Source organism: Streptomyces sp. HP-A2021 (assembly GCF_022807935.1).
GTDB lineage: Bacteria > Actinomycetota > Actinomycetes > Streptomycetales > Streptomycetaceae > Streptomyces > Streptomyces afghaniensis.
Genome location: NZ_CP094344.1, coordinates 5,380,236 through 5,398,283, shown reverse-complemented (window position 1 = coordinate 5,398,283; position 18,048 = coordinate 5,380,236). Strand labels below are relative to the sequence as shown.

Genomic DNA, 18,048 nt, shown 5'->3' with positions numbered 1-18,048 from the left:
CGCTCACCCGGCTCGCACGACGAGCGCCGTCGCCACCGCCATCAGGCCCTCGTCACGTCCCGGGAAGCCCAGTCCGTCCGTCGTCGCGCCCGATACGGAAACCGGTGCTCCGGCCGCCTTCGACAGCAGTTCCTGAGCTTCGTCCCTGCGCTTGCCGATCTTCGGCCTCGAGCCCACGACCTGTACGGCGATGTTGCCGATGCGGAAGCCGGCCTCGCGGACGATCCGGGACGCCTCCGTCAGCAGCGTGACGCCCGACGCGCCCGACCACTCGGGGCGGCCCGTGCCGAAGTGCTGTCCCAGGTCGCCGAGACCGGCCGCCGAGAACAGCGCGTTGCACGCGGCGTGTGCGACGACGTCCGCGTCCGAGTGGCCCGCCAGGCCTGGGCCCTCGCCCTCCCACTTCAGGCCGGCGCACCACAGTTCGCGGCCTTCCTCGAAGGCGTGGATGTCGGTGCCGATGCCGACCTGGGGCAGCGGCATCCCGGGTGTCTCGTCCATCGCGGGCACCTCGTCAGAAGCCATCGTTGAGCCTCCTGCGGGCCAGGACCGCCTCCGCGAGCACCAGGTCCAGGGGCCGGGTGACCTTGAACGCCTCTTCGTGGCCGGGCACCGCCACGACCGTGAGGCCGAGCTGCTCGACCATGCCGGCGTCGTCGGTGACGTCCCCGGTGACCGTCTCGTGCGCCCGTACCAGCGTGGCCCGGTCGAAGCCCTGCGGTGTCTGCACCGCCCGCAGCCGTGCGCGCTCCGGCGTGGCGACGACCGGCTCCGGCTCGCCGGGCGCCCGGGCGGGCTCGACCTGCTTGACGGTGTCGGCGAGCGGCAGCGCCGGGACCACGGCCGGGGCACCGTCGCGTACGGCCTCGATCACGGCGTCGACCGTGTCCACGGGCACCAGCGGCCGGGCCGCGTCGTGCACCAGCACGATGTCGTGGCCGGGCGGCAGCGCGTCCAGGCCGAGCTTCACGGACTCCTGGCGGGTCCGCCCGCCCGGTACGACCAGGAAGTCGGTCCGCTCGGGCAGCGCGTGCGCGTCGAGCAGCGACTTGACCTCGGCGGCACCGTCGGGCGGGGCCACGACGACGACCAGCGAGACGGCGCGGGAGGCGGCCATCGCGCGGACCGCGTGGATGAGCATGGGGGTGCCGCCCAGCGCGCGGAGCGCCTTGGGGGCGCCCGGGCCGAGCCGTACACCACGGCCGGCGGCCGGGATCACGGCCGCCGTACGGGCTGCCGAGGGGGCGGCCGACGGCGAAGGGCGCGAATCGTCAGACATCGGTTCCTGTCAGGTTTGTGTGTTGCCCTGGCGTGGGTATGGCCTGGAGGAGTGCCGGGCGCGACGCGCTCGACCGGACCCTTCCGTGACGCCGGTCGAGCCGGCTGCCCGGGCCCGGCACGCCAAGCACCGGATCGTGAGTGATAACACATCCGGCGGTGACGGCGCATTCGGCGTCCGAGTACGAACATGCCGCAGCGCCCGGCGACAGAGGAATCGTCATCGGGCACCGCGGCATTTCGATGTGCAGGGCTGATCAGCAGAGTGCTGAGCGACCGGCTTCGCCTCAGGAGGCGAGAACCTCGTCGAGCAGGGCCTCGGCCTTGTCCTCGTTGGTGTTCTCCGCGAGGGCGAGCTCGCTCACCAGAATCTGGCGGGCCTTGGCGAGCATGCGCTTCTCACCGGCGGAGAGTCCGCGCTCACGCTCACGACGCCACAGGTCACGCACCACTTCTGCGACCTTGATGACATCGCCCGAGGCGAGCTTCTCCAGGTTTGCCTTGTAACGACGGGACCAGTTCGTGGGCTCCTCGGCGTACGGCGCGCGCAGCACCTCGAAGACCCGGTCCAGCCCGTCCTGACCGACCACATCACGCACGCCGACGAACTCCGCATTGTCCGCTGGCACACGCACTGTCAGGTCACCCTGGGCGACCTTCAGCACCAAGTAGGTCTTGTCCACGCCTTTGATCTGGCGAGTTTCGATAGCCTCGATCAGCGCGGCCCCGTGATGGGGATAGACCACGGTGTCGCCAACCTTGAACGTCATGTGACAGGTACCCCTTCCGTGGCTATCCAGGGTAACACGGAAACTGCGGGTTCTGAATGGCGTTTTCGCAGGTCAGGGCATATCTCGGGGCTTGACAAGTCCATCAGGAACGTGCTTCGGACAGGGAGTGGAAGAAGGTATTCGCAGGTCGGAGCGGCTCTCCGGGCCGAGCGAAACGCGTACGTTACACACATCCGGACCCTCCTCCAGGCGGCCGAACATCCCCATATGTCCGGTTCCGTATGATCGACTTCCGCTACTCCGTTCGGTGGCCCGAGCCGGGGTCCGGTCGAATCCGGAATTGATCACCGGGCGTCCGGGCGAGTCGCCGGTGATCAATTCCGAGGTGGTCCGCGCATTCCTTCACGGAAAATTTGCGCTGCTGTCCGAGGCTCTTCCGAGGCTCTTATGTGAATGCAGGACGAGCGCCCCGGCAATGTGACCCAGGTGTCACTTGTGACTCAGTGGGAGCACGGGTGCCGGGGGGTCGGGTGCGGCCGGGCGGGAACGGCTCGGTAACCTGTGGCCTGCTGACAGACACTTAGGGCGGCTTTATCGGCCGCTCCGCTCGAGTCAAGGAGTTGCCGCCGCCGTGAGCAGCAGCCTTCGACGCGGCGTCCTCGCCGCGGCCGCCATCGCGTTCTCCGTCGCCTCGCTCGCCGCGTGCGGCGCGGGCAACGACGCGCAGACCCTCGAGATCAAGCCGGACAACGCGGCGACGAGCGTCGGCAACATCAAGATCCAGAACGCGATCGTGATCACGCAGCCCGACCTCGAGTCGACCGGCCCGGCCGCGATCTCCGCCACCTTCTTCAACTCCGGCACCACCGCCGAGACGCTGGAGTCCATCACCCTGCCCGGCACCGGCAAGGAGGCCGAGCTCAAGCCCGCCAAGGGCGGCAGCCTGAGCATCCCGGCCGGCGGCAGCCTGGTCCTGGGCGGCAAGGACAACGCGACGGCCATGCTGCCGAGCAGCCGCGAGGCCGTCCGGGACGGCAACGCCCAGAAGGTCACCTTCACCTTCAGCAAGACGGGCGACGTCAGCCTGCGCGCGTTCGTCGTCCCGGCCAAGCACTACTTCGCCGAGTGGGGCCCGACCGAGGTGCCGGCCGCGCCGGGCGGCTCGGCGTCCCCGTCCGGTTCGCCGTCGGGGAGCCCCTCCGGTTCGCCGGCCGGCACCGAGAGCCCCGCCGCCGGCGAGACCCCGGGCGGCCACGAGTCGCCGGGCACGCCGACCGACGCGGCCTCGGCGAGCGCCACGGCCGGGGCGGGCGCCGGGCACTGAGCCCGCGCCGGACAGCCGTACGAAAGGGCGGGACCTCCTGGGAGGTCCCGCCCTTCGCGTTCGTCGTACGCGGCCGGCTTACGGCTCGAACTTGTAGCCCAGGCCGCGGACCGTGACCAGGTAGCGCGGGGCGCCCGGGTCCGGCTCGATCTTGGCGCGCAGGCGCTTGACGTGGACGTCGAGGGTCTTGGTGTCACCGACGTAGTCGGCGCCCCAGACCCGGTCGATGAGCTGCATGCGCGTGAGCACGCGGCCGGCGTTGCGCAGCAGCATCTCCAGCAGGTCGAACTCCTTCAGCGGGAGGTCGATCTTGGTGCCGCCGACGGTGACCACGTGCCGGTCGACGTCCATGCGGACCGGGCCGGCCTCCAGCGCGGCCGGGGTGACCTCCTCCGGCTCGCCTCTGCGGCGCAGCACGGCGCGGATGCGGGCGACCAGCTCGCGCGAGGAGAAGGGCTTGGTGACGTAGTCGTCGGCTCCTATCTCCAGGCCGACGACCTTGTCGATCTCACTGTCCTTGGCGGTCACCATGATGACGGGGACGTTGGAACGGCCGCGCAGCTGGCGGCAGACCTCGGTGCCCGGCAGGCCGGGCAGCATCAGGTCGAGGAGGACGAGGTCGGCGCCGTTGCGCTCGAACTCGTCGAGTCCGTCGGGCCCGGTGGTCGCGACGGCGACCTCGAAGCCCTCCTTGCGGAGCATGTACGACAGGGCGTCGGAGAAGGACTCCTCGTCCTCGACGACGAGCACTCGGGTCACGGAAGGACCTCCGGGGCAGGAAGCGTTTCGTACGCGGTTGATTCGGGGGATGTGGGGGTGGACCGCCCGGCCTCCTCGTCGAGGCCCGCGCCTCCTGCGCGTATCTCTCGGGCGGGCTGCTGATGTGCGCGGTCGCGGGCCGCACCGGCCTCCGGCAGCCGCAGGGTGAAGGTGGAGCCCTGGCCTTCGGCGCTCCACACCGTGACCTCCCCGCCGTGCGAGGCGGCCACGTGCTTCACGATCGCCAGCCCAAGGCCCGTACCGCCGGTGGCACGGGAGCGGGCCGGGTCGACGCGGTAGAAGCGCTCGAAGATGCGCTCCTTGTCCTTGTCGGAGATGCCGATGCCCTGGTCGGTGACGGCGATCTCGATCTGTTCCCCGCCGGGCGCGTTCACCTTGCGGGCCGCTATGCCGACGCGGGTGCGGGCGGGCGAGTAGTTGACCGCGTTCTCGACGAGATTGCCGAGGGCGGCGGCGAGCTGGCCGCGGTTGCCCCACACATGCAGGTCGGCGGTGCCGCCCGCGGCCATGGTGATCTCTTTGGTGCCGGCCTGGTGCCGGCAGCGGTCGACGGCCTCGGCGACGAGCTCGTCGACGCGGACCGGCTCGGCGTCCTCCAGCGGGTCGTCGTTCTGCACCCGCGACAGGTCGATGAGCTCCTGGACCAGGCTGGTGAGCCGGGTGGCCTCGATCTGCATGCGCCCGGCGAACCGCTCGACGGCCTCGGGGTCGTGGGAGGCGTCCATGACGGCCTCGGACAGCAGGGAGAGGGCGCCGACGGGCGTCTTCAGCTCATGGCTGACGTTGGCGACGAAGTCGCGCCGCACCGCCTCGATCCGGCGGGCCTCGGTGAGGTCCTCCACGAGCAGCAGCACCAGCCGGGAGCCGAGCGGCGCGACCCGCGCGGAGACGGCCAGGGCCTCCCCGCGTCCGGTTCCGCGCCGCGGCAGGTCCAGCTCGACCTGGCGTATCTCCCCGTCGCGCCGGGTGTCCCGGGCCATCTGCAGCATCGGCTCGACGGCGAGCTTGCCGCCGCGGACCAGGCCGAGGGCGTACGCCGCCGAGCTGGCCTTGACCACCGCGTCCGCCTCGTCGAGCACGACGGCGGAGGACCTGAGGACCGACAGGACGGTGTCCACGCCCGGGGGCAGCACCGGGTCCGTGTGCAGGGACGTCCGTGTGGGGCGCTTCTGTTCGCGCTCACTCCAGCGGAACGCCAGCATGGCGATCACGCCGGTGAGCACCCCGGCGATCGCTGCCGCTGCGGCGACCGCCGCGTTCACGTCCATGCACCCAGGTTAGGCATGGGTCGGGCACGGGCCACAGCCGTCGGGCTGCGAGCTCGAACACTCGTCGCCCAGAGTTCACCTAGGAGCCAGTATTGGTTCATTTGGGATGACGGAAACGGACGCGTACGGGCCGGAACGTGGGAGCGTGGGGTTCGGACCGTTGGTAATACGACGGTCGTACCGCCGGTTGTTCGGTGGGCCCCGGCCCTTGAACCCCCGACACAGACGCACGAGAGGGAAGCCTGATGCGGGACGCGTACCACGAGGAACTGGACTCGATCGGCGACGGTCTGGTGGAGATGGCCCGGCTGGTCGGCTCGGCGATCGGGCGCGCCACCACCGCCATGCTCGACTCCGACCTGAAGCTGGCCGAGAACGTCATCGAGGCCGACCAGAAGGTCGACGAGCTCCAGCACGACCTGGAGGCCCGGGCCATAGCCCTGCTGGCGCGGCAGCAGCCGGTGGCGACGGACCTGCGCATCGTCGTCACGTCGCTGCGCATGTCGGCCGACCTGGAGCGCTCGGGCGACCTCGCCCAGCACGTGGCGAAGCTCGCGCGCCTGCGCTACCCGGACCGCGCGGTCCCGAGCGACCTGCACGCCACCATCCTGGAGATGGGCCAGCTCGCCCAGCGCCTGATGGCCAAGGCCGCCGAGGTGATCATCACCAAGGACGTCGACCTGGCGCTCCAGCTGGAGCAGGACGACGACGAGATGGACCTGCTGCACCGCACGCTCTTCCAGCACCTGATGGACGACCGCTGGAAGCACGGCATCGAGACGGCCGTGGACGTGACGCTGCTCGGCCGCTACTACGAGCGGTTCGCCGACCACGCGGTCTCGGTCGCCAAGCGGGTGGTGTACCTGGTGACGGGTGAGCACGCGGACGAGCTGCAGGCGGACTCGCAGCCGGAGATCCAGGCGGCGACGGGGGCGGAGAGCGCCTGATCCTCGGTTTGCCTTCCCTCGGTTTCGCCCGGTCCTGCTCCGGCGTGAAAGGGCCGGGCGGGGATCGGCCGGGGCGCGCGGGCGCCTCAGTGCGCCGTTGATGCGCCTGGCGGAACGGGCGTCCAATGGGCACAGGCACCAGCCTCGAGGAGGGACCCATGGCCGAATCCCCCAGCACCACGCCCGACCCCGCGCAGGAGCGCCGGACCGAGCAGCCCGCCGAGATCAGGAGCCTGCCCCTGGTCGCCGCATGCGGCTGCGGCTCGGGCTGCGGCTGCGGCTGCCAGTCGGGCAGCCCCTGCCAGTGCGGCTGACGCCGGCACGTTCGTACGACCGACAGGGCTCCGGCGGTTCGCCGCCGGGGCCCTGCGGCGTTGTGGACGTCGTGGACCGTTGTGGTCGCCTCCGTGCCCGTACGGGCGGACCATGGAGGTACGCCCGCTGTACCGGCGCGTGCCGCCGGGTACTGGGAAGGAGGCGTGACGTCATGGCCAAGTTCATGGATGTCCACCACAGCATGAAGGGCATCACGGAAGAGCAGCTGCGCGAGGCCCACAACGCGGACCTCGCCATAGAAGGGGACGAGAACGTGCACTTCGAGAGGGCCTGGGCGGACCCGGAGTCCGGCCTCGTCTACTGCCTCTCCGAAGCACCCTCCGCGGAAGCGGTCCAGCGCATTCACGAACGCGCGGGACACAAGGCGGACGAGATCCACGCGGTGCCGTTGACCGTCCAGTGAAGTGAGCGGCGCGGCCGGTCGGCCGGCCTCAGGGAGCGCTCCGGCAGAACTCGGATTCGACAGCGGCGTCTTCCAGCCGCTGCTCGCCCCAGTCGCCGTTGCGGTTCATGGTCATGACCTGCCGGCCGTCCGCCGCGGCTAGGGTGCGGGTCGCGGAGCCGGGGATCATGCCGCCGTGCCCCCAGGCCCAGCAGCCCTCCGCGAGCTTGAAGTGCCGTAGGCCCAGGCCGTAGACGTCCTCCGGGCCGCCATGGCCCTTGTCCCCGTCGACCGGGACGGCGTCGAGCAGCTGCCGCTGCTGTACGGGCGGCAGCAGGTCACCGGCCAGCAAGCTGGACAGGAAGGTGTTCACGTCGCCGACGGTCGAGATCAGCTGTCCTGCGGAGAAGGCGACCGTGGGACTGAACTCGGTGACGTCGCGCACCTTCGCCTGCGGCCCGTCCTCGAAGAGCGTCGAGTAGTGCCGCGCGTGGGGCGCGGGCAGTCCGGGCACGGTGTCCGGCACGCTCGTGCCGCGCAGACCGAGTGGCCGTATGACGAGGCGCTCGACGGCACGCGCGTAACTGCAGCCCGAGGCCTTCTCGATGACCATGCCGGCGAGGACGTAGTTGGTGTCCGAGTAATCCCACTCGCCGGGGCGGCCGGGCCTGCTGCCCTGCTCCGGCTGGAAGTTCGGCGGGTGGGCCAGCGCGATGTCCACCAGTTCCCGTGGGGACCACCTGGTGTACCGGTTCCGGTCGAACTCCTCACCGGCGTACCTGGCCCGGAAGCCGGCGTCCATGTTGTAGTCGAAGATCCCGCTCGTGTGGTTGAGCAGGTGCCGCACGGTGATGTGCCCGGGCCGGTACCCGTTGCCGCGCACCACTCCCGGCAGCCACTTGGCCACGCTGTCGTCCAGCGACAGCTTGCCTTCGGCTTCGAGCTTGAGCAGCACGGTGGCGGTGAAGGTCTTGGTCACGCTGGCGACACGGAACCTCTCGTGGGTGCTCCGCGGCCGCTCCGAGCCGAGCTTCCGCACACCGGCCCGGCCGTCCCACACTCCGTGCCGGTCGCGAACCTGGGCGATGACGCCGGGGGTGCCCTGCGCGACGATCTGGTCCAGCACGGCCTGGGTCCTCGTATGGGCTGCCTGGTCCTTCTGGACTGCCTGGCCGTCCGGCTGTAATCGGGGCGGCGGGTGGTGGGAGGTACCGGCCACCGCGGAGGCGGCGACGGCGAGGGTGGCGGTGCCGACGAGCGCGGCGAGAACGACGAGGAGGCAGCGGGCTGCCAGCGGCTGGCTGTGGTGGTGGCGGTGACGGGTCATGGGAACAGCTCATCAAGCGCCGTATCGCCACACCATCGGGGACACCCCGGAACCGGATCAGGGAGCGGACGCGGAACGCTCCGGGACCTCCCCTGGGGCCGCGGCGGCAGGCCCGGCCGGATCGGTCGGCTCAGCGGGCTCCTCCTCCGGCACTCGCCGCAGCAACGCCCCGTACCCCAGCCCGGCCACCGTCCCGACCACCGCGCACAGCCCCCACAGCCACTCCGCCCCGAATCGGTCGATGACGAACCCGGACATGAGCGGGGCGACGAGCGCGGCGACGGACCAGGACATGCTGTACATCCCCTGGTAGCGCCCGCGTCCGTGGAGCGGGGACAGCCGGACGACCAGGCCCGTCTGCGTCGGGGCGTTGACGATTTCGGCCAGCGTCCACACGCACACCGTGAGGGCGATGACGCCGACCGACCCGGCGAAGGCGGTGAGTCCGAAGCCGTACCCCGCGAGGACGGACGAGACGACGAGCAGCCGGCGCGGGTCCCGGTGTTCGATGAATCGCGTGACCGGGATCTGGAGCACGACGATCAGGACGCCGTTGACGGCGATCGCCATGCCGTATTCGGCGGACGTGAACCCGGCCTCGCCCATCGCCACCGGCAGCCCCACCGACGCCTGCTGGAAGATCAGCGCGACGAGGAAGGACAGCCCGACGACGCTCATGAAGCGCCCGTCGCGCAGTACGGTCCCGAGGCTGACGGAGCTGTCGGAGGCAGCGGTCGTCTTCACCGTCTCGGCGGGCTTGGACTCCGGCAGCTTCACGAAGACGAGGATCGCGCAGACCATCGTCATCCCCGCCTCGATCAGGAACCCGGCGAGATAGCTGACCTCGGCGATGAACCCGGCCCCCATGGAGGAGACGGCGAAGCCGAGGTTGATGGCCCAGTAGTTGAGGGAGAAGGCGCGGATACGGTCCTCGGGCCGGACGATGTCGGCCATCATCGCCTGCACGGCGGGACGGGACGCGTTGCTGGCCATGCCGACGAGGAACGCGACGCCGGCGATCGCCACCGGGTGGTGCACGAACCCGAGGAGCGCGACGGACACGGCGGTCGAGGCCTGCGCGATCAACAGGGTCGGCCGCCGCCCCAGCCGGTCGGTCATCACGCCGCCGCCCAGTGAGGAGATCACCCCGCCGAGCCCGTGCAGGGCGGCGACCAGACCGGCGTACGTGGCGGAGTAGCCGCGGTCGAGCGTCAGATACAGCGCCATGAAGGTCGCGACGAAGGCGCCGAGCCGGTTGACGAGGGTGCTGGTCCACAGCCACCAGAACTCGCGGGGCAGTCCGGAGACGGTCTCCCGGACGGCACGTCTGGCCCGCAGGGCGTACGGCATGGACGACATGGGCTCCCCCAGGGCGCAAGGATGTAAGCGGCGCACGTAGGGGTCACAAATTACAAAGTCCCGCTTGACGGAGGCCACTCAATTAACAGAACCCGTCAAACGTCCGCCTGCCGGGCAGCCACGCGAACGGGCGAATGCGTGGATTACGCTCTGGGGCATGGCCGACGCACCGTACAAGCTGATCCTCCTCCGCCACGGCGAGAGCGAGTGGAACGAGAAGAACCTGTTCACCGGCTGGGTGGACGTCAACCTGACCGCGAAGGGCGAGAAGGAGGCGACGCGCGGCGGCGAGCTGCTGAAGGACGCCGGCCTGCTCCCCGACGTCGTCCACACGTCCCTCCAGAAGCGCGCCATCCGCACCGCGCAGCTCGCCCTGGAGTCCGCCGACCGCCTCTGGATCCCGGTCCACCGCAGCTGGCGCCTGAACGAGCGCCACTACGGCGCCCTCCAGGGCAAGGACAAGGCCCAGACGCTCGCCGAGTTCGGCGAGGAGCAGTTCATGCTGTGGCGCCGCTCCTACGACACCCCGCCGCCGGCGCTGGACCGTGACGCCGAGTACTCCCAGTTCTCCGACCCGCGCTACGCGACCCTCCCGCCGGAGCTGCGGCCGCAGACGGAGTGCCTCAAGGACGTCGTCGTCCGCATGCTCCCGTACTGGTTCGACGCGATCGTCCCCGACCTGCTGACCGGCCGCACGGTCCTGGTCGCCGCCCACGGCAACAGCCTGCGCGCCCTGGTCAAGCACCTGGACGGCATCTCCGACGCGGACATCGCGGGCCTCAACATCCCGACGGGCATCCCGCTGTCCTACGAGCTGGACGCCGACTTCAAGCCGGTGAACCCGGGCGGGACGTACCTGGACCCGGATGCGGCTGCGGCGGCTATCGAGGCGGTCAAGAACCAGGGGAAGAAGAAGTAAGCGGTACTTGATTCGAGCCCCTGCCTACGAGGTCCCGTAGGCAGGGGCTTCTCGCTGTGAGCTGGGGCCGCCTTCCCGGCGTCGGCCTCCCCGTTCCGATTGCACCGTGACCGTCGGTTGCCCTCAGGCCGGGCGGCGGTTCCCCTTCTTCTCTCGGGTTGCTGCCGGCGGGGCGGCAGGGCCGCGTCGTGTCCGCCGGTACTCCTCATAGAGCCGGTCGCCCGGCCTCGCACCCGCCGATGGCCTCCCGTTGTCATCCACGGCCCCGCACGCCGGGCATGCGAGGTAGTGCTGAAGCATGCGCAGGTACGCGGCTCGCTCGGGCGCCTTCGGGCACTCGTGGTCGCCGTTCTCGTAGTGGTCGCACAGGACGTGGAGTGACCGGGCGAGGCGTTGCGTGCGCGCGATCCGGGCGGACAGGCTGCGGCCGGGCTCCGCATTCAGCTCTCCGAACCGTTCGCGCAGGTCAGCACACGAATCAGCCCCAACTGACCCCAGCTTCCCAAGCTGAGAGCATTCATCCCACGGCGGTTGCCAGTTCCTCCACGCTGTCCGCCCTGGAGGTGCCGTAGAGGTCAGGAGCCATGAGCGATAAATCTTGGCACCGTCGTAGCCTGCCTACGCACGCGCGTTCCCGCGTCAACGTTCGAGCCATTCGGTATGTCCGCAACTGGTGCGACGGGCCCGGCAATCATGGCTTGTGCGAGTGCCGTGACGACCTCGGCGCGCTGCTCCTCGGTCAGGTTCGCATCGGCGACGAGACGCTCCGCGGCAAGGTATCGCGAGAACTCCAAAGGCTGACCGAAGTAGGCACGGAGGTGGCTGGTCGCAATCTCCTGTGACCGTACGAACGTCCGGCTCACGTAGCCAGCCAGGGCAGCAGCCGTGTTCCAGCTGCTCGTCGCCGGGCCCCGACGCTCTGGCCCCACGCCACGCCAATCGATCCACGGCGCTTCCACGACCTGCGCCGGGTCGATCTCCAGCCCGGCGCGGCGTGAGAGCACGCGGCCCTGAAGAAGGCGAAGGCGGGGCCGGCTGTGTTCGTCTGCTCTGATGGCGGGAGGGCCATTGCGCATCTCGGCGCCCGCATCGAAGCACCGGCCGCGTGCCTGAGCGGGTGGGTTCAGAAGATCGGCGTCTGCGCTTCGATATCGGTGAGTCCTTCCTCCATGGTCAGCGACGGCAGCACGCGGACGCGGTTCCATTGAGGGAGGCGAGAATCGATCAGCAAGCGGTCGACGTTCTCGACCTTGTCGGACTGTACGACCACGACAATCGTGTGTTCACGGTTGACGAAGGGGCCGGCCACGATCTCGACGCCTGCCTTCTGGGCGAGGTTCGGGATATCAGGTGCGGTCTGCAGCATCAAGTCGCGCGTTGTCGCGTGAGAGGTCGGACAGACTTCCGGGGTGTGGGTCGCGATCAGAACGAAATGCATCTCAAGGTTCCCTTCCACTCGAGGGCCCTTGATCTCAAGCCTAAGCCGCCCCGAGGTGCTCCGCGACCGGCGATCCCGGCTCCGGCCGGTGGAGTGCGGGTCACGCCCAGAGGTTCCGTATCGCGGATCGGTGGCCCGACGAGACGGTAGGAGTCGCTCAGGCGTGCTTTTTCGACGACGCCGTCGCCGCACGCCTCGGTGTCAAGGGCAACCCCTGGATCGATCGCGTCTGGGCTGACGTCATCGAGGCAGCGCCCGACCTCGAGCGCTGAAGTCCGCCGCACCACATGTGAGACTCCGTAGCTCTCGCAAGCAGTTGCCTCTCAGTCGCCTCCTGCCCGCGCAGCCTCTGCCAGACTCGCTTCATGGGGCGCTGCGCTGGAGTGACGCGACAGGAACGAGCGTGCGGAAACCCAGCCGGATGAAACGGCTACTGCCAGCCGCACGGTGGTGGAGGCCGACGAAGCCGAAGCCCACGTGTCTCTACTCCTCCCAGCCAGCCCACCGGGATCCCCGACAACACCCAGGGGGAGAAGAAGTAAGCGCACAATCGTAAGCCCCCTGCCCGAGGGTTCTCCGCCGGCAGGGGGCTTGTTGTTTTGCTCGAGCAAGACGCCAACGCCGGTGTGACATGGAGTCGGGCCGTACATACGGAGTCGGGTCCTACGTGAGGAACCAGAGAGAAACTTCCTCGCCTGACGGCCGCAGCCTGCGTATGGTCCCGCTTTGGGGCCAGGTTACGAGTTGTGCCCTGACGATCTCCTGGCTGAGCTCAATGGTCGGGCGGACCAAGCGCGGACCACCCTGCTGATGAAGCGCTACAGGGCACAGAAGCGATAGGCACCGCCGAATAGGGAACCTCATGGCTCCGATATTCGGTGGCGGTCACTTCCCCACGTCGTCCACCATCCCCGCATGGTCTCGAACGAGCACGTCAGTGAACCAGCGGTCGCTCGGTGGACGCGGGCGAGCGTCTATCCCGACATGTGGGTGGATCCGGGCGACGACCCGCGCGAGACCGAGGTGGAGATCGTCGATGAACGTGGGGCGTTGCTGGAGAGCCTGCGGCACTACCGCCTCACCCTGGAGATGAAGTGCGCGGGGCTGGACGCGGAGCAGATGGCTCGGCGGTCCGCGCCGCCGTCCACCATGTCGTTGCTCGGGCTGGTGCGGCATCTGGCCGAGGAGGAGCGGCACTTCCGGCGGGTGATGGCCGGGGACGACGCGCCGAAGCTGTACCGGACCGAGGAGGACCGGGACGGTGACTTCAACGGTGCGGTCGCGGACCCGGTGGTCGTGGAGGAGGCGTGGCGGCAGTGGCGGACCGAGGTGGAGCTCAACGAGCGGTATCTGGCCGGTGTCACCGACCTCGCCACACGGAACGCCGGGTACTCCGACCTCGGGCCCGAGCCGGGTGGGCAGCTCCAGCTGCGTGACGTGCTGGTGGCGCAGATCGGCGAGTACGCGCGCCACTGCGGTCACGCCGACCTGCTGCGTGAGCTGATCGACGGACGGGTCGGGCAGTGATCGTCCGAGCGCGTCGGTGCCGGCCAAGTCCATTCGCAGCAGCGGTTGTTGAGGTCTTGTGTGTGCCGTCGGTCCAGCGAAAACGCGCCCGTACCCTCTGATAGGTTCCCACTTGCAACGTGCGGCGGAACGGGGGAACGTTCGCGCCTTCTCCTGGCATGCCCGCACCCGACCTCGCAGGTTCAAGGGGGAAGACCCGAATGACCAAGCGTCTCCTGATTCCCGTGGTCATCGCCACATGCGCGATGCTCGGCACCAGCACCGCAACGGCCGCGGAAGGCACCGTCGCGGCCGGGACGGCCTCGGCGGCCACGGCTGCGGCCGGCTGCACGGCGGACTTCCCGATGGGGCACGCCATCACCAATGTGAAGATCCGCAACAAGCCGAAGATGAGCGCCACAGCCCTGCGCCTCTGGTACAAGAACACCAACGGCTGCATGTCCAGTGGAACCGTCAAGGGCGGCGTCTACAGCTCGTGCGGTGGAGACGACTCGCCGCACTGGCGCAAGGTGAAGTACCGCGGCACCACCGGGTACGTGCCCATGGACTGCATCTACTCGGGCGCCGCATAGAAGCGTCCCCGTCCTTACCTCCGACGTAATCGACGGGCCTTCGGCGTCCCGGCACGCTGGTTCTCATGACAGCCACCAGCGCCGCGGACGCCACCCGCGCCACCGTCCAGAAGTTTCTCGAACTCCGGCTCGCCGGCGACACCGAAGGGCTCACCGGGCTCTTCGCGGACAAGGTCGACTGGATGCTGGCCGAGAACCCCGTCGTTCCCTGGATCCGACCTCGGTCCACGGCCGCCGAATGTGCCGCTCAGGCCGACGAGTTGGCCGAGTACACCGTGCCGGAGGACGCCCGCGCGTCCATCGACACGATCCTGGTCGACGGTACCGACGCCGTTCTGATGGGGCACCTCTCCGGGACCGTCCGTGCGACCGGCAAGTCTTTCTCAGGGCCCTTCGCGCTGCGGCTCACCGTCGAGGGCGGGCGGATCACCCGGCATCATCTGTACGAGAACAGCGCGTCGATCGCCGCGGCGTGCACGCCCTGACGCCTATGTGTATTGATCACGAGCGCTGTCGCCCCCGCGCAGCGCCCGGGCGCACGCGCCGATGACCAGGGCGTTCACCAGCGCCCCGAGCACGACGGCGGCGACCAGCATCGAGCCGTGGTCCGGGAGTGCCAGCAGGACCAGGCTCACGGGGGCGGTCGCCAGGAGCGGGATCACCCCCGCCATCGACTCGTCCGAACCGTCGGCCAGCGTCACTACCAGTGCCCATGCCAACAGGAGCGCGCAGACGGCGAGGTAGACGAGAGCGGCGGGATGGCGCAGGGCGTGGGCCGCCTTGCGGGAGAGCGAGCGGCCGGGAGGTGCAGCGGTCACGGTGGGACTCCTCGGTCGGGAGGTCATAGGGATGTCATCGGGTTCGTCAAAGGTGCGTGCCGGGTTTGTTCGGGTGCGCCAGGCCCAGGTCGTACGCGAGGATCGTGGCCTGGACCCGGTCCCGTAGGCCGAGTTTGCGCAGGAGCGCGTTCACGTGGGACTTCACCGTGCCTACGGTGATGCCCAGGGTGTCCGCGATCTCCGCGTTGTTGAGGCCGGCGGCGATCAGGCCCAGGACGTTCCGCTGGCTCGCGGTCAGGGTGTTCAGTTCGTGGGGGCCGCCGGCGTTGCGGGGGCCCGGGCCGGATGCGTAGTGGGAGATCAGGCGGCGGGTCGCCGACGGGGCCAGGACCGACTCGCCCGTGGCCACCACCCTGATGCCCTGGAGGAGTTCGAAGGCGTGCACGTCCTTGAGGAGGAAGCCGGAGGCACCGGCGCGCAGGGCGTCGAAGACGTAGGCGTCGAGGTCGAAGGTGGTCAGGACCAGGACCCGGGGGGCGTTCTCCCGGGCCGTGATGATGCGGGTGGCGGCGATGCCGTCCAGTTCGGGCATGCGTACGTCCATGAGGACGACGTCGGGCGAGAGGTCTTCGGCGAGGCGTACCGCTGCCACACCGTCGGCGGCTTCGCCCACGACCGTCATGTCGTCCTCGGCGTCGATCACCGCCGCGAAGCCCGCCCGTACGATGCCCTGGTCGTCGACGACCAGCACCTTGAGGCTCATCGCTCGGTCTCCTCTTCTCCGGACAGCGGCAGGCGGAGGCGGAGCGTACTGCCTCCCGGGCCGGTGGTGAGAGTGCCGTTGAGTGCCTTGACCCGTGTTTCCAGGCGCCGGCGTACTTCGGGCTCGGCTGCGGCGGTCACCCCTGTGGCCGTGAGCGTCAACGTATCGCCGTCCGCGTCGAGTTCGAGCAGGGCCGGCCGCGTACCGCCGGCCGCCAGCAGCGTCTCGGCCGCGTGGTAGGCGGCCAGGTCCACCGCCGTCGGCAGCCGCTCGGGCACGCGATCCGTCCGGCGTATCTCCACGTCCCTGCCCGTCGCCCGGCACTGGTGGGCCAGCAGGTCGAGGGCCTGGAGGGTGGGCTGCGGTCGCAGGTCGGGGGCCGGATCGCCCTCCCTCACCGTGTCCAGCAGGGCTCGCATCGCGGCCAGGGCCTCGCGTGCGCGGTCCGCTGTCGCGTCGAGGTGCCCGGCCTCCGCCTCGGCGATCATGTCGGCGGTGCGTGCCAGGACGGTGGTCTCCAGGCCCGTGGCGATCCGGCGGCGTTCGGCCCATGCTTCCCTGACGGCCTCTTCGGTCCAGGTGGCCAGGCGTTCGTCCCGGGTGCTGCGGCCGGCCGCCTCGTGCCGGCCGCGCAGCGTTCCGTACCAGTGGGCCGTGCCGACAGCCACGGCTGCTCCGGCCGCCGCGCCCGCTCCGACCGCCCAGACGGGGAGCGTCGTACCGCGGTCCAGGACGGCGGCCGCCGCCGCTGCCGCGTGCACCGGCACAGCCACCAGAGCACCCGGCAGGGCACCCGGGAGAGCACCCGGGAGACGATGGCCGGGCGACGGGTCGGCGACCCCTCGCGCCGCCTTCACCACGAGCGCCGTACAGGTCGCGATCCCGCTCAGCAGCGGCGGAAGGAGCACCGGTCCGGTGTACCCGCCCACCTCCATCGCCGGCGGCCACAGCAACACCAGCCCGAGCAGGACGCCGTAGGCCGCCCTGGGCGCTCGCGCCAGCCACAGCAGTGCCACCGCCTGGGCGGCGGCCAGCAGCGCGAAGAGGACGCCGGCGGACACGTGGGACCCAGGCGTGGTTTCCGAGGACCGGATCACCAGCACCGGGAGCAGCGGCTGGCCGGCCAGACCGGCAGCGGCCGTCAGCTGGGCCAGGCGGTAGGTCCGGGGGACGGTTCGCTCGACCGACGGGGTGTTCCGGCCGGGCAGGACCGCCCTGACCTCCCAGCCCCCGTCCGCCGTCGGGCCGCTCGTCAGCGTGCCGCCCGCCTCCCTCGCCCGGGACCGCAGGAAACCCTGGCCCCGCCCCGAGCCGAGGCCTGTGCCGTGGGCCGGTGAACCGGCCGGGGGCGCCGCGCTCCTGACCGCCACCTCCGTGCGCGTGTCGCCGTACCGGCACAGAACCGTCGTGTGCGCGCCGGGCGCGTGCCGTGTCACGTTGGTCAGGGCCTCGCGGACGATGCCGTACACGGCGTCCGCGACGGTGCCGTCCGGGAGTGGGTCGATCTCGCAGTCCACCTGCTGCCCGAGGCGGCGGAACCCTGCGACGAGCGCCCGCAACCGTTCGTCCGGGGACGGCAGTTCCTCCTGTGCGGGTGCCGGTGCACGGACCGCTCCGAGCGCCCGGCTGACCTCGCGGCCCGTCTCGACCGCGAACTCGAGGGCCTCGGCGGCCAGTTCGGGGCGTCGCTCGCGCAGGCCGAGGGCCGCCCCGGCCGTGACGACCACGGCGGTCAGGTGATGGGCGCTCACGTCGTGCAGCTCCCGTTCCATACGGCGCCGCTCGGCCTCCGGGAGGCGGTGGCGCTCGGCCTCGGCCCGCTTCAGCAGGCGCTCGGCGGCCTGCCGGGCGCGACGAGTACGCCGTACCAGCAGGCCGGAACCGCACGCGGCGGCGTAGAGCAGAGCGGTCAGGACCAGGTCCAGGCCGTCCGGGGCGCTCAGGCCGTGCAGGGTGAGGCCGTGCAGTGACTGCCAGGCGGCGAGCGTGACGACGGACAGGACGGCGGTGTACGTGTCGCGCTCGGTCGCCACGCTGAACAGGGCCAGTGCGACACCTGCCGTGCCGAGTACCGCGACCGCGCCGGTGGGCAGCGGGCCGGCGCCCAGTGCGCAGACGGCGGCGATGACGACGAGGGTCGTCACCGGGCGGGTACGGCGCAGGGCGAGCGCGGCCGTCGTCAGTCCGCCGACCAGCGCCGCCACGAGCAGGTCGGAGGCGGGCGGCACGGTCCCGCGCAGCAGCGCCGCGCCGGGCCAGACCGCGGCCTGGGCGCAGAGCAGCGCGACCGGGAGAAGTCGGTCGTCGGTTCGATTCAT

General features: G+C 70.4%; 19 protein-coding genes. 8 read left to right on the top strand and 11 right to left on the bottom strand.

Features of this window, described 5'->3' with window-relative positions; translation table 11 throughout:
* Positions 1-3 precede the first annotated feature (3 nt).
* The 3 genes from ispF to MQE23_RS24435 form a co-directional block, all read right to left on the bottom strand.
* Positions 4-525 (bottom strand): 2-C-methyl-D-erythritol 2,4-cyclodiphosphate synthase, encoded by a 522-nt coding sequence (ispF, locus tag MQE23_RS24445; protein ID WP_243380277.1) that lies wholly within the window; start codon positions 523-525, stop codon positions 4-6.
* Positions 515-1,279 (bottom strand): 2-C-methyl-D-erythritol 4-phosphate cytidylyltransferase, encoded by a 765-nt coding sequence (ispD, locus tag MQE23_RS24440; RefSeq protein ID WP_243380276.1) that lies wholly within the window; start codon positions 1,277-1,279, stop codon positions 515-517. The genes ispF and ispD overlap by 11 nt, the downstream gene beginning before the upstream one ends.
* A gap of 286 nt (positions 1,280-1,565) precedes the next feature.
* Complete coding sequence (locus MQE23_RS24435) at positions 1,566-2,048, bottom strand: CarD family transcriptional regulator (RefSeq protein ID WP_003953493.1); 483 nt, start codon at positions 2,046-2,048, stop codon at positions 1,566-1,568.
* A gap of 592 nt (positions 2,049-2,640) precedes the next feature.
* Between MQE23_RS24435 and MQE23_RS24430 the strand changes: the two genes are divergently transcribed.
* The gene (locus MQE23_RS24430; protein WP_243380275.1) at positions 2,641-3,333 is read left to right on the top strand and encodes a copper chaperone PCu(A)C; all 693 of its coding nucleotides are present in this window, start codon (positions 2,641-2,643) and stop codon (positions 3,331-3,333) included.
* A 78-nt stretch (positions 3,334-3,411) separates the two neighbouring features.
* Here the strand turns inward: MQE23_RS24430 and MQE23_RS24425 are convergent, their stop codons facing one another.
* Positions 3,412-4,092, bottom strand: a complete 681-nt coding sequence (locus MQE23_RS24425; protein ID WP_030243122.1) for a response regulator transcription factor — start codon at positions 4,090-4,092, stop codon at positions 3,412-3,414.
* Entirely contained in the window at positions 4,089-5,381 is a 1,293-nt protein-coding gene (locus MQE23_RS24420; protein ID WP_243380274.1) for an ATP-binding protein, read from the bottom strand. The genes MQE23_RS24425 and MQE23_RS24420 overlap by 4 nt, the downstream gene beginning before the upstream one ends.
* A 245-nt stretch (positions 5,382-5,626) precedes the next feature.
* Here MQE23_RS24420 and phoU point away from each other — a divergent pair, with 245 nt between their 5' ends.
* The 3 genes from phoU (at position 5,627) to MQE23_RS24405 (ending at position 7,067) form a co-directional block, all read left to right on the top strand.
* Complete coding sequence (phoU, locus tag MQE23_RS24415) at positions 5,627-6,328, top strand: phosphate signaling complex protein PhoU (protein WP_020271860.1); 702 nt, start codon at positions 5,627-5,629, stop codon at positions 6,326-6,328.
* Between the two features lie 158 nt (positions 6,329-6,486).
* The gene (locus MQE23_RS24410; RefSeq protein WP_243380273.1) at positions 6,487-6,642 is read left to right on the top strand and encodes a hypothetical protein; all 156 of its coding nucleotides are present in this window, start codon (positions 6,487-6,489) and stop codon (positions 6,640-6,642) included.
* 173 nt (positions 6,643-6,815) lie between these two features.
* Positions 6,816-7,067, top strand: coding sequence for an SCO4226 family nickel-binding protein (locus MQE23_RS24405; protein ID WP_020271858.1), 252 nt, complete (start codon positions 6,816-6,818; stop codon positions 7,065-7,067).
* Between the two features lie 28 nt (positions 7,068-7,095).
* On the opposite strand, the gene MQE23_RS24400 is transcribed toward MQE23_RS24405, so the two are convergent.
* Together MQE23_RS24400 and MQE23_RS24395 are read right to left on the bottom strand one after the other, a co-directional pair.
* On the bottom strand, positions 7,096-8,373 hold the full coding sequence (locus tag MQE23_RS24400) for a serine hydrolase domain-containing protein (protein ID WP_243380271.1): 1,278 nt from the start codon (positions 8,371-8,373) through the stop codon (positions 7,096-7,098).
* 57 nt (positions 8,374-8,430) lie between these two features.
* Entirely contained in the window at positions 8,431-9,732 is a 1,302-nt protein-coding gene (locus MQE23_RS24395) for an MFS transporter (protein WP_020271855.1), read from the bottom strand.
* A gap of 157 nt (positions 9,733-9,889) precedes the next feature.
* Between MQE23_RS24395 and MQE23_RS24390 the strand changes: the two genes are divergently transcribed.
* A complete protein-coding gene (locus tag MQE23_RS24390; protein ID WP_020271854.1) occupies positions 9,890-10,651 on the top strand; it encodes a phosphoglyceromutase in 762 nt (253 codons plus the stop codon).
* A 1,123-nt stretch (positions 10,652-11,774) separates the two neighbouring features.
* On the opposite strand, the gene MQE23_RS24385 is transcribed toward MQE23_RS24390, so the two are convergent.
* The gene (locus tag MQE23_RS24385) at positions 11,775-12,089 is read right to left on the bottom strand and encodes a hypothetical protein (RefSeq protein ID WP_037668440.1); all 315 of its coding nucleotides are present in this window, start codon (positions 12,087-12,089) and stop codon (positions 11,775-11,777) included.
* A gap of 915 nt (positions 12,090-13,004) precedes the next feature.
* Here MQE23_RS24385 and MQE23_RS24380 point away from each other — a divergent pair.
* From MQE23_RS24380 to MQE23_RS24370, 3 genes are all read left to right on the top strand, one after another.
* Positions 13,005-13,616: a DinB family protein gene (locus MQE23_RS24380; RefSeq protein WP_037668437.1), complete on the top strand. Its 612-nt coding sequence runs from the start codon at positions 13,005-13,007 to the stop codon at positions 13,614-13,616.
* 200 nt (positions 13,617-13,816) lie between these two features.
* Positions 13,817-14,188 carry a hypothetical protein gene (locus MQE23_RS24375; protein ID WP_020271849.1) on the top strand — a complete coding sequence of 124 codons (372 nt, stop codon included), beginning with the start codon at positions 13,817-13,819 and terminating at the stop codon, positions 14,186-14,188.
* A 65-nt stretch (positions 14,189-14,253) separates the two neighbouring features.
* On the top strand, positions 14,254-14,673 hold the full coding sequence (locus MQE23_RS24370; protein ID WP_020273417.1) for a nuclear transport factor 2 family protein: 420 nt from the start codon (positions 14,254-14,256) through the stop codon (positions 14,671-14,673).
* 3 nt (positions 14,674-14,676) lie between these two features.
* Here MQE23_RS24370 and MQE23_RS24365 read toward each other — a convergent pair whose 3' ends face one another.
* From MQE23_RS24365 to MQE23_RS24355, 3 genes are all read right to left on the bottom strand, one after another.
* Entirely contained in the window at positions 14,677-14,955 is a 279-nt protein-coding gene (locus MQE23_RS24365) for a hypothetical protein (protein WP_128092589.1), read from the bottom strand.
* Positions 14,956-15,052: 97 nt separating this feature from the next.
* Positions 15,053-15,730: a response regulator transcription factor gene (locus MQE23_RS24360; RefSeq protein ID WP_020273419.1), complete on the bottom strand. Its 678-nt coding sequence runs from the start codon at positions 15,728-15,730 to the stop codon at positions 15,053-15,055.
* Positions 15,727-18,048, bottom strand: a complete 2,322-nt coding sequence (locus MQE23_RS24355; protein ID WP_243380270.1) for a histidine kinase — start codon at positions 18,046-18,048, stop codon at positions 15,727-15,729. The genes MQE23_RS24360 and MQE23_RS24355 overlap by 4 nt, the downstream gene beginning before the upstream one ends.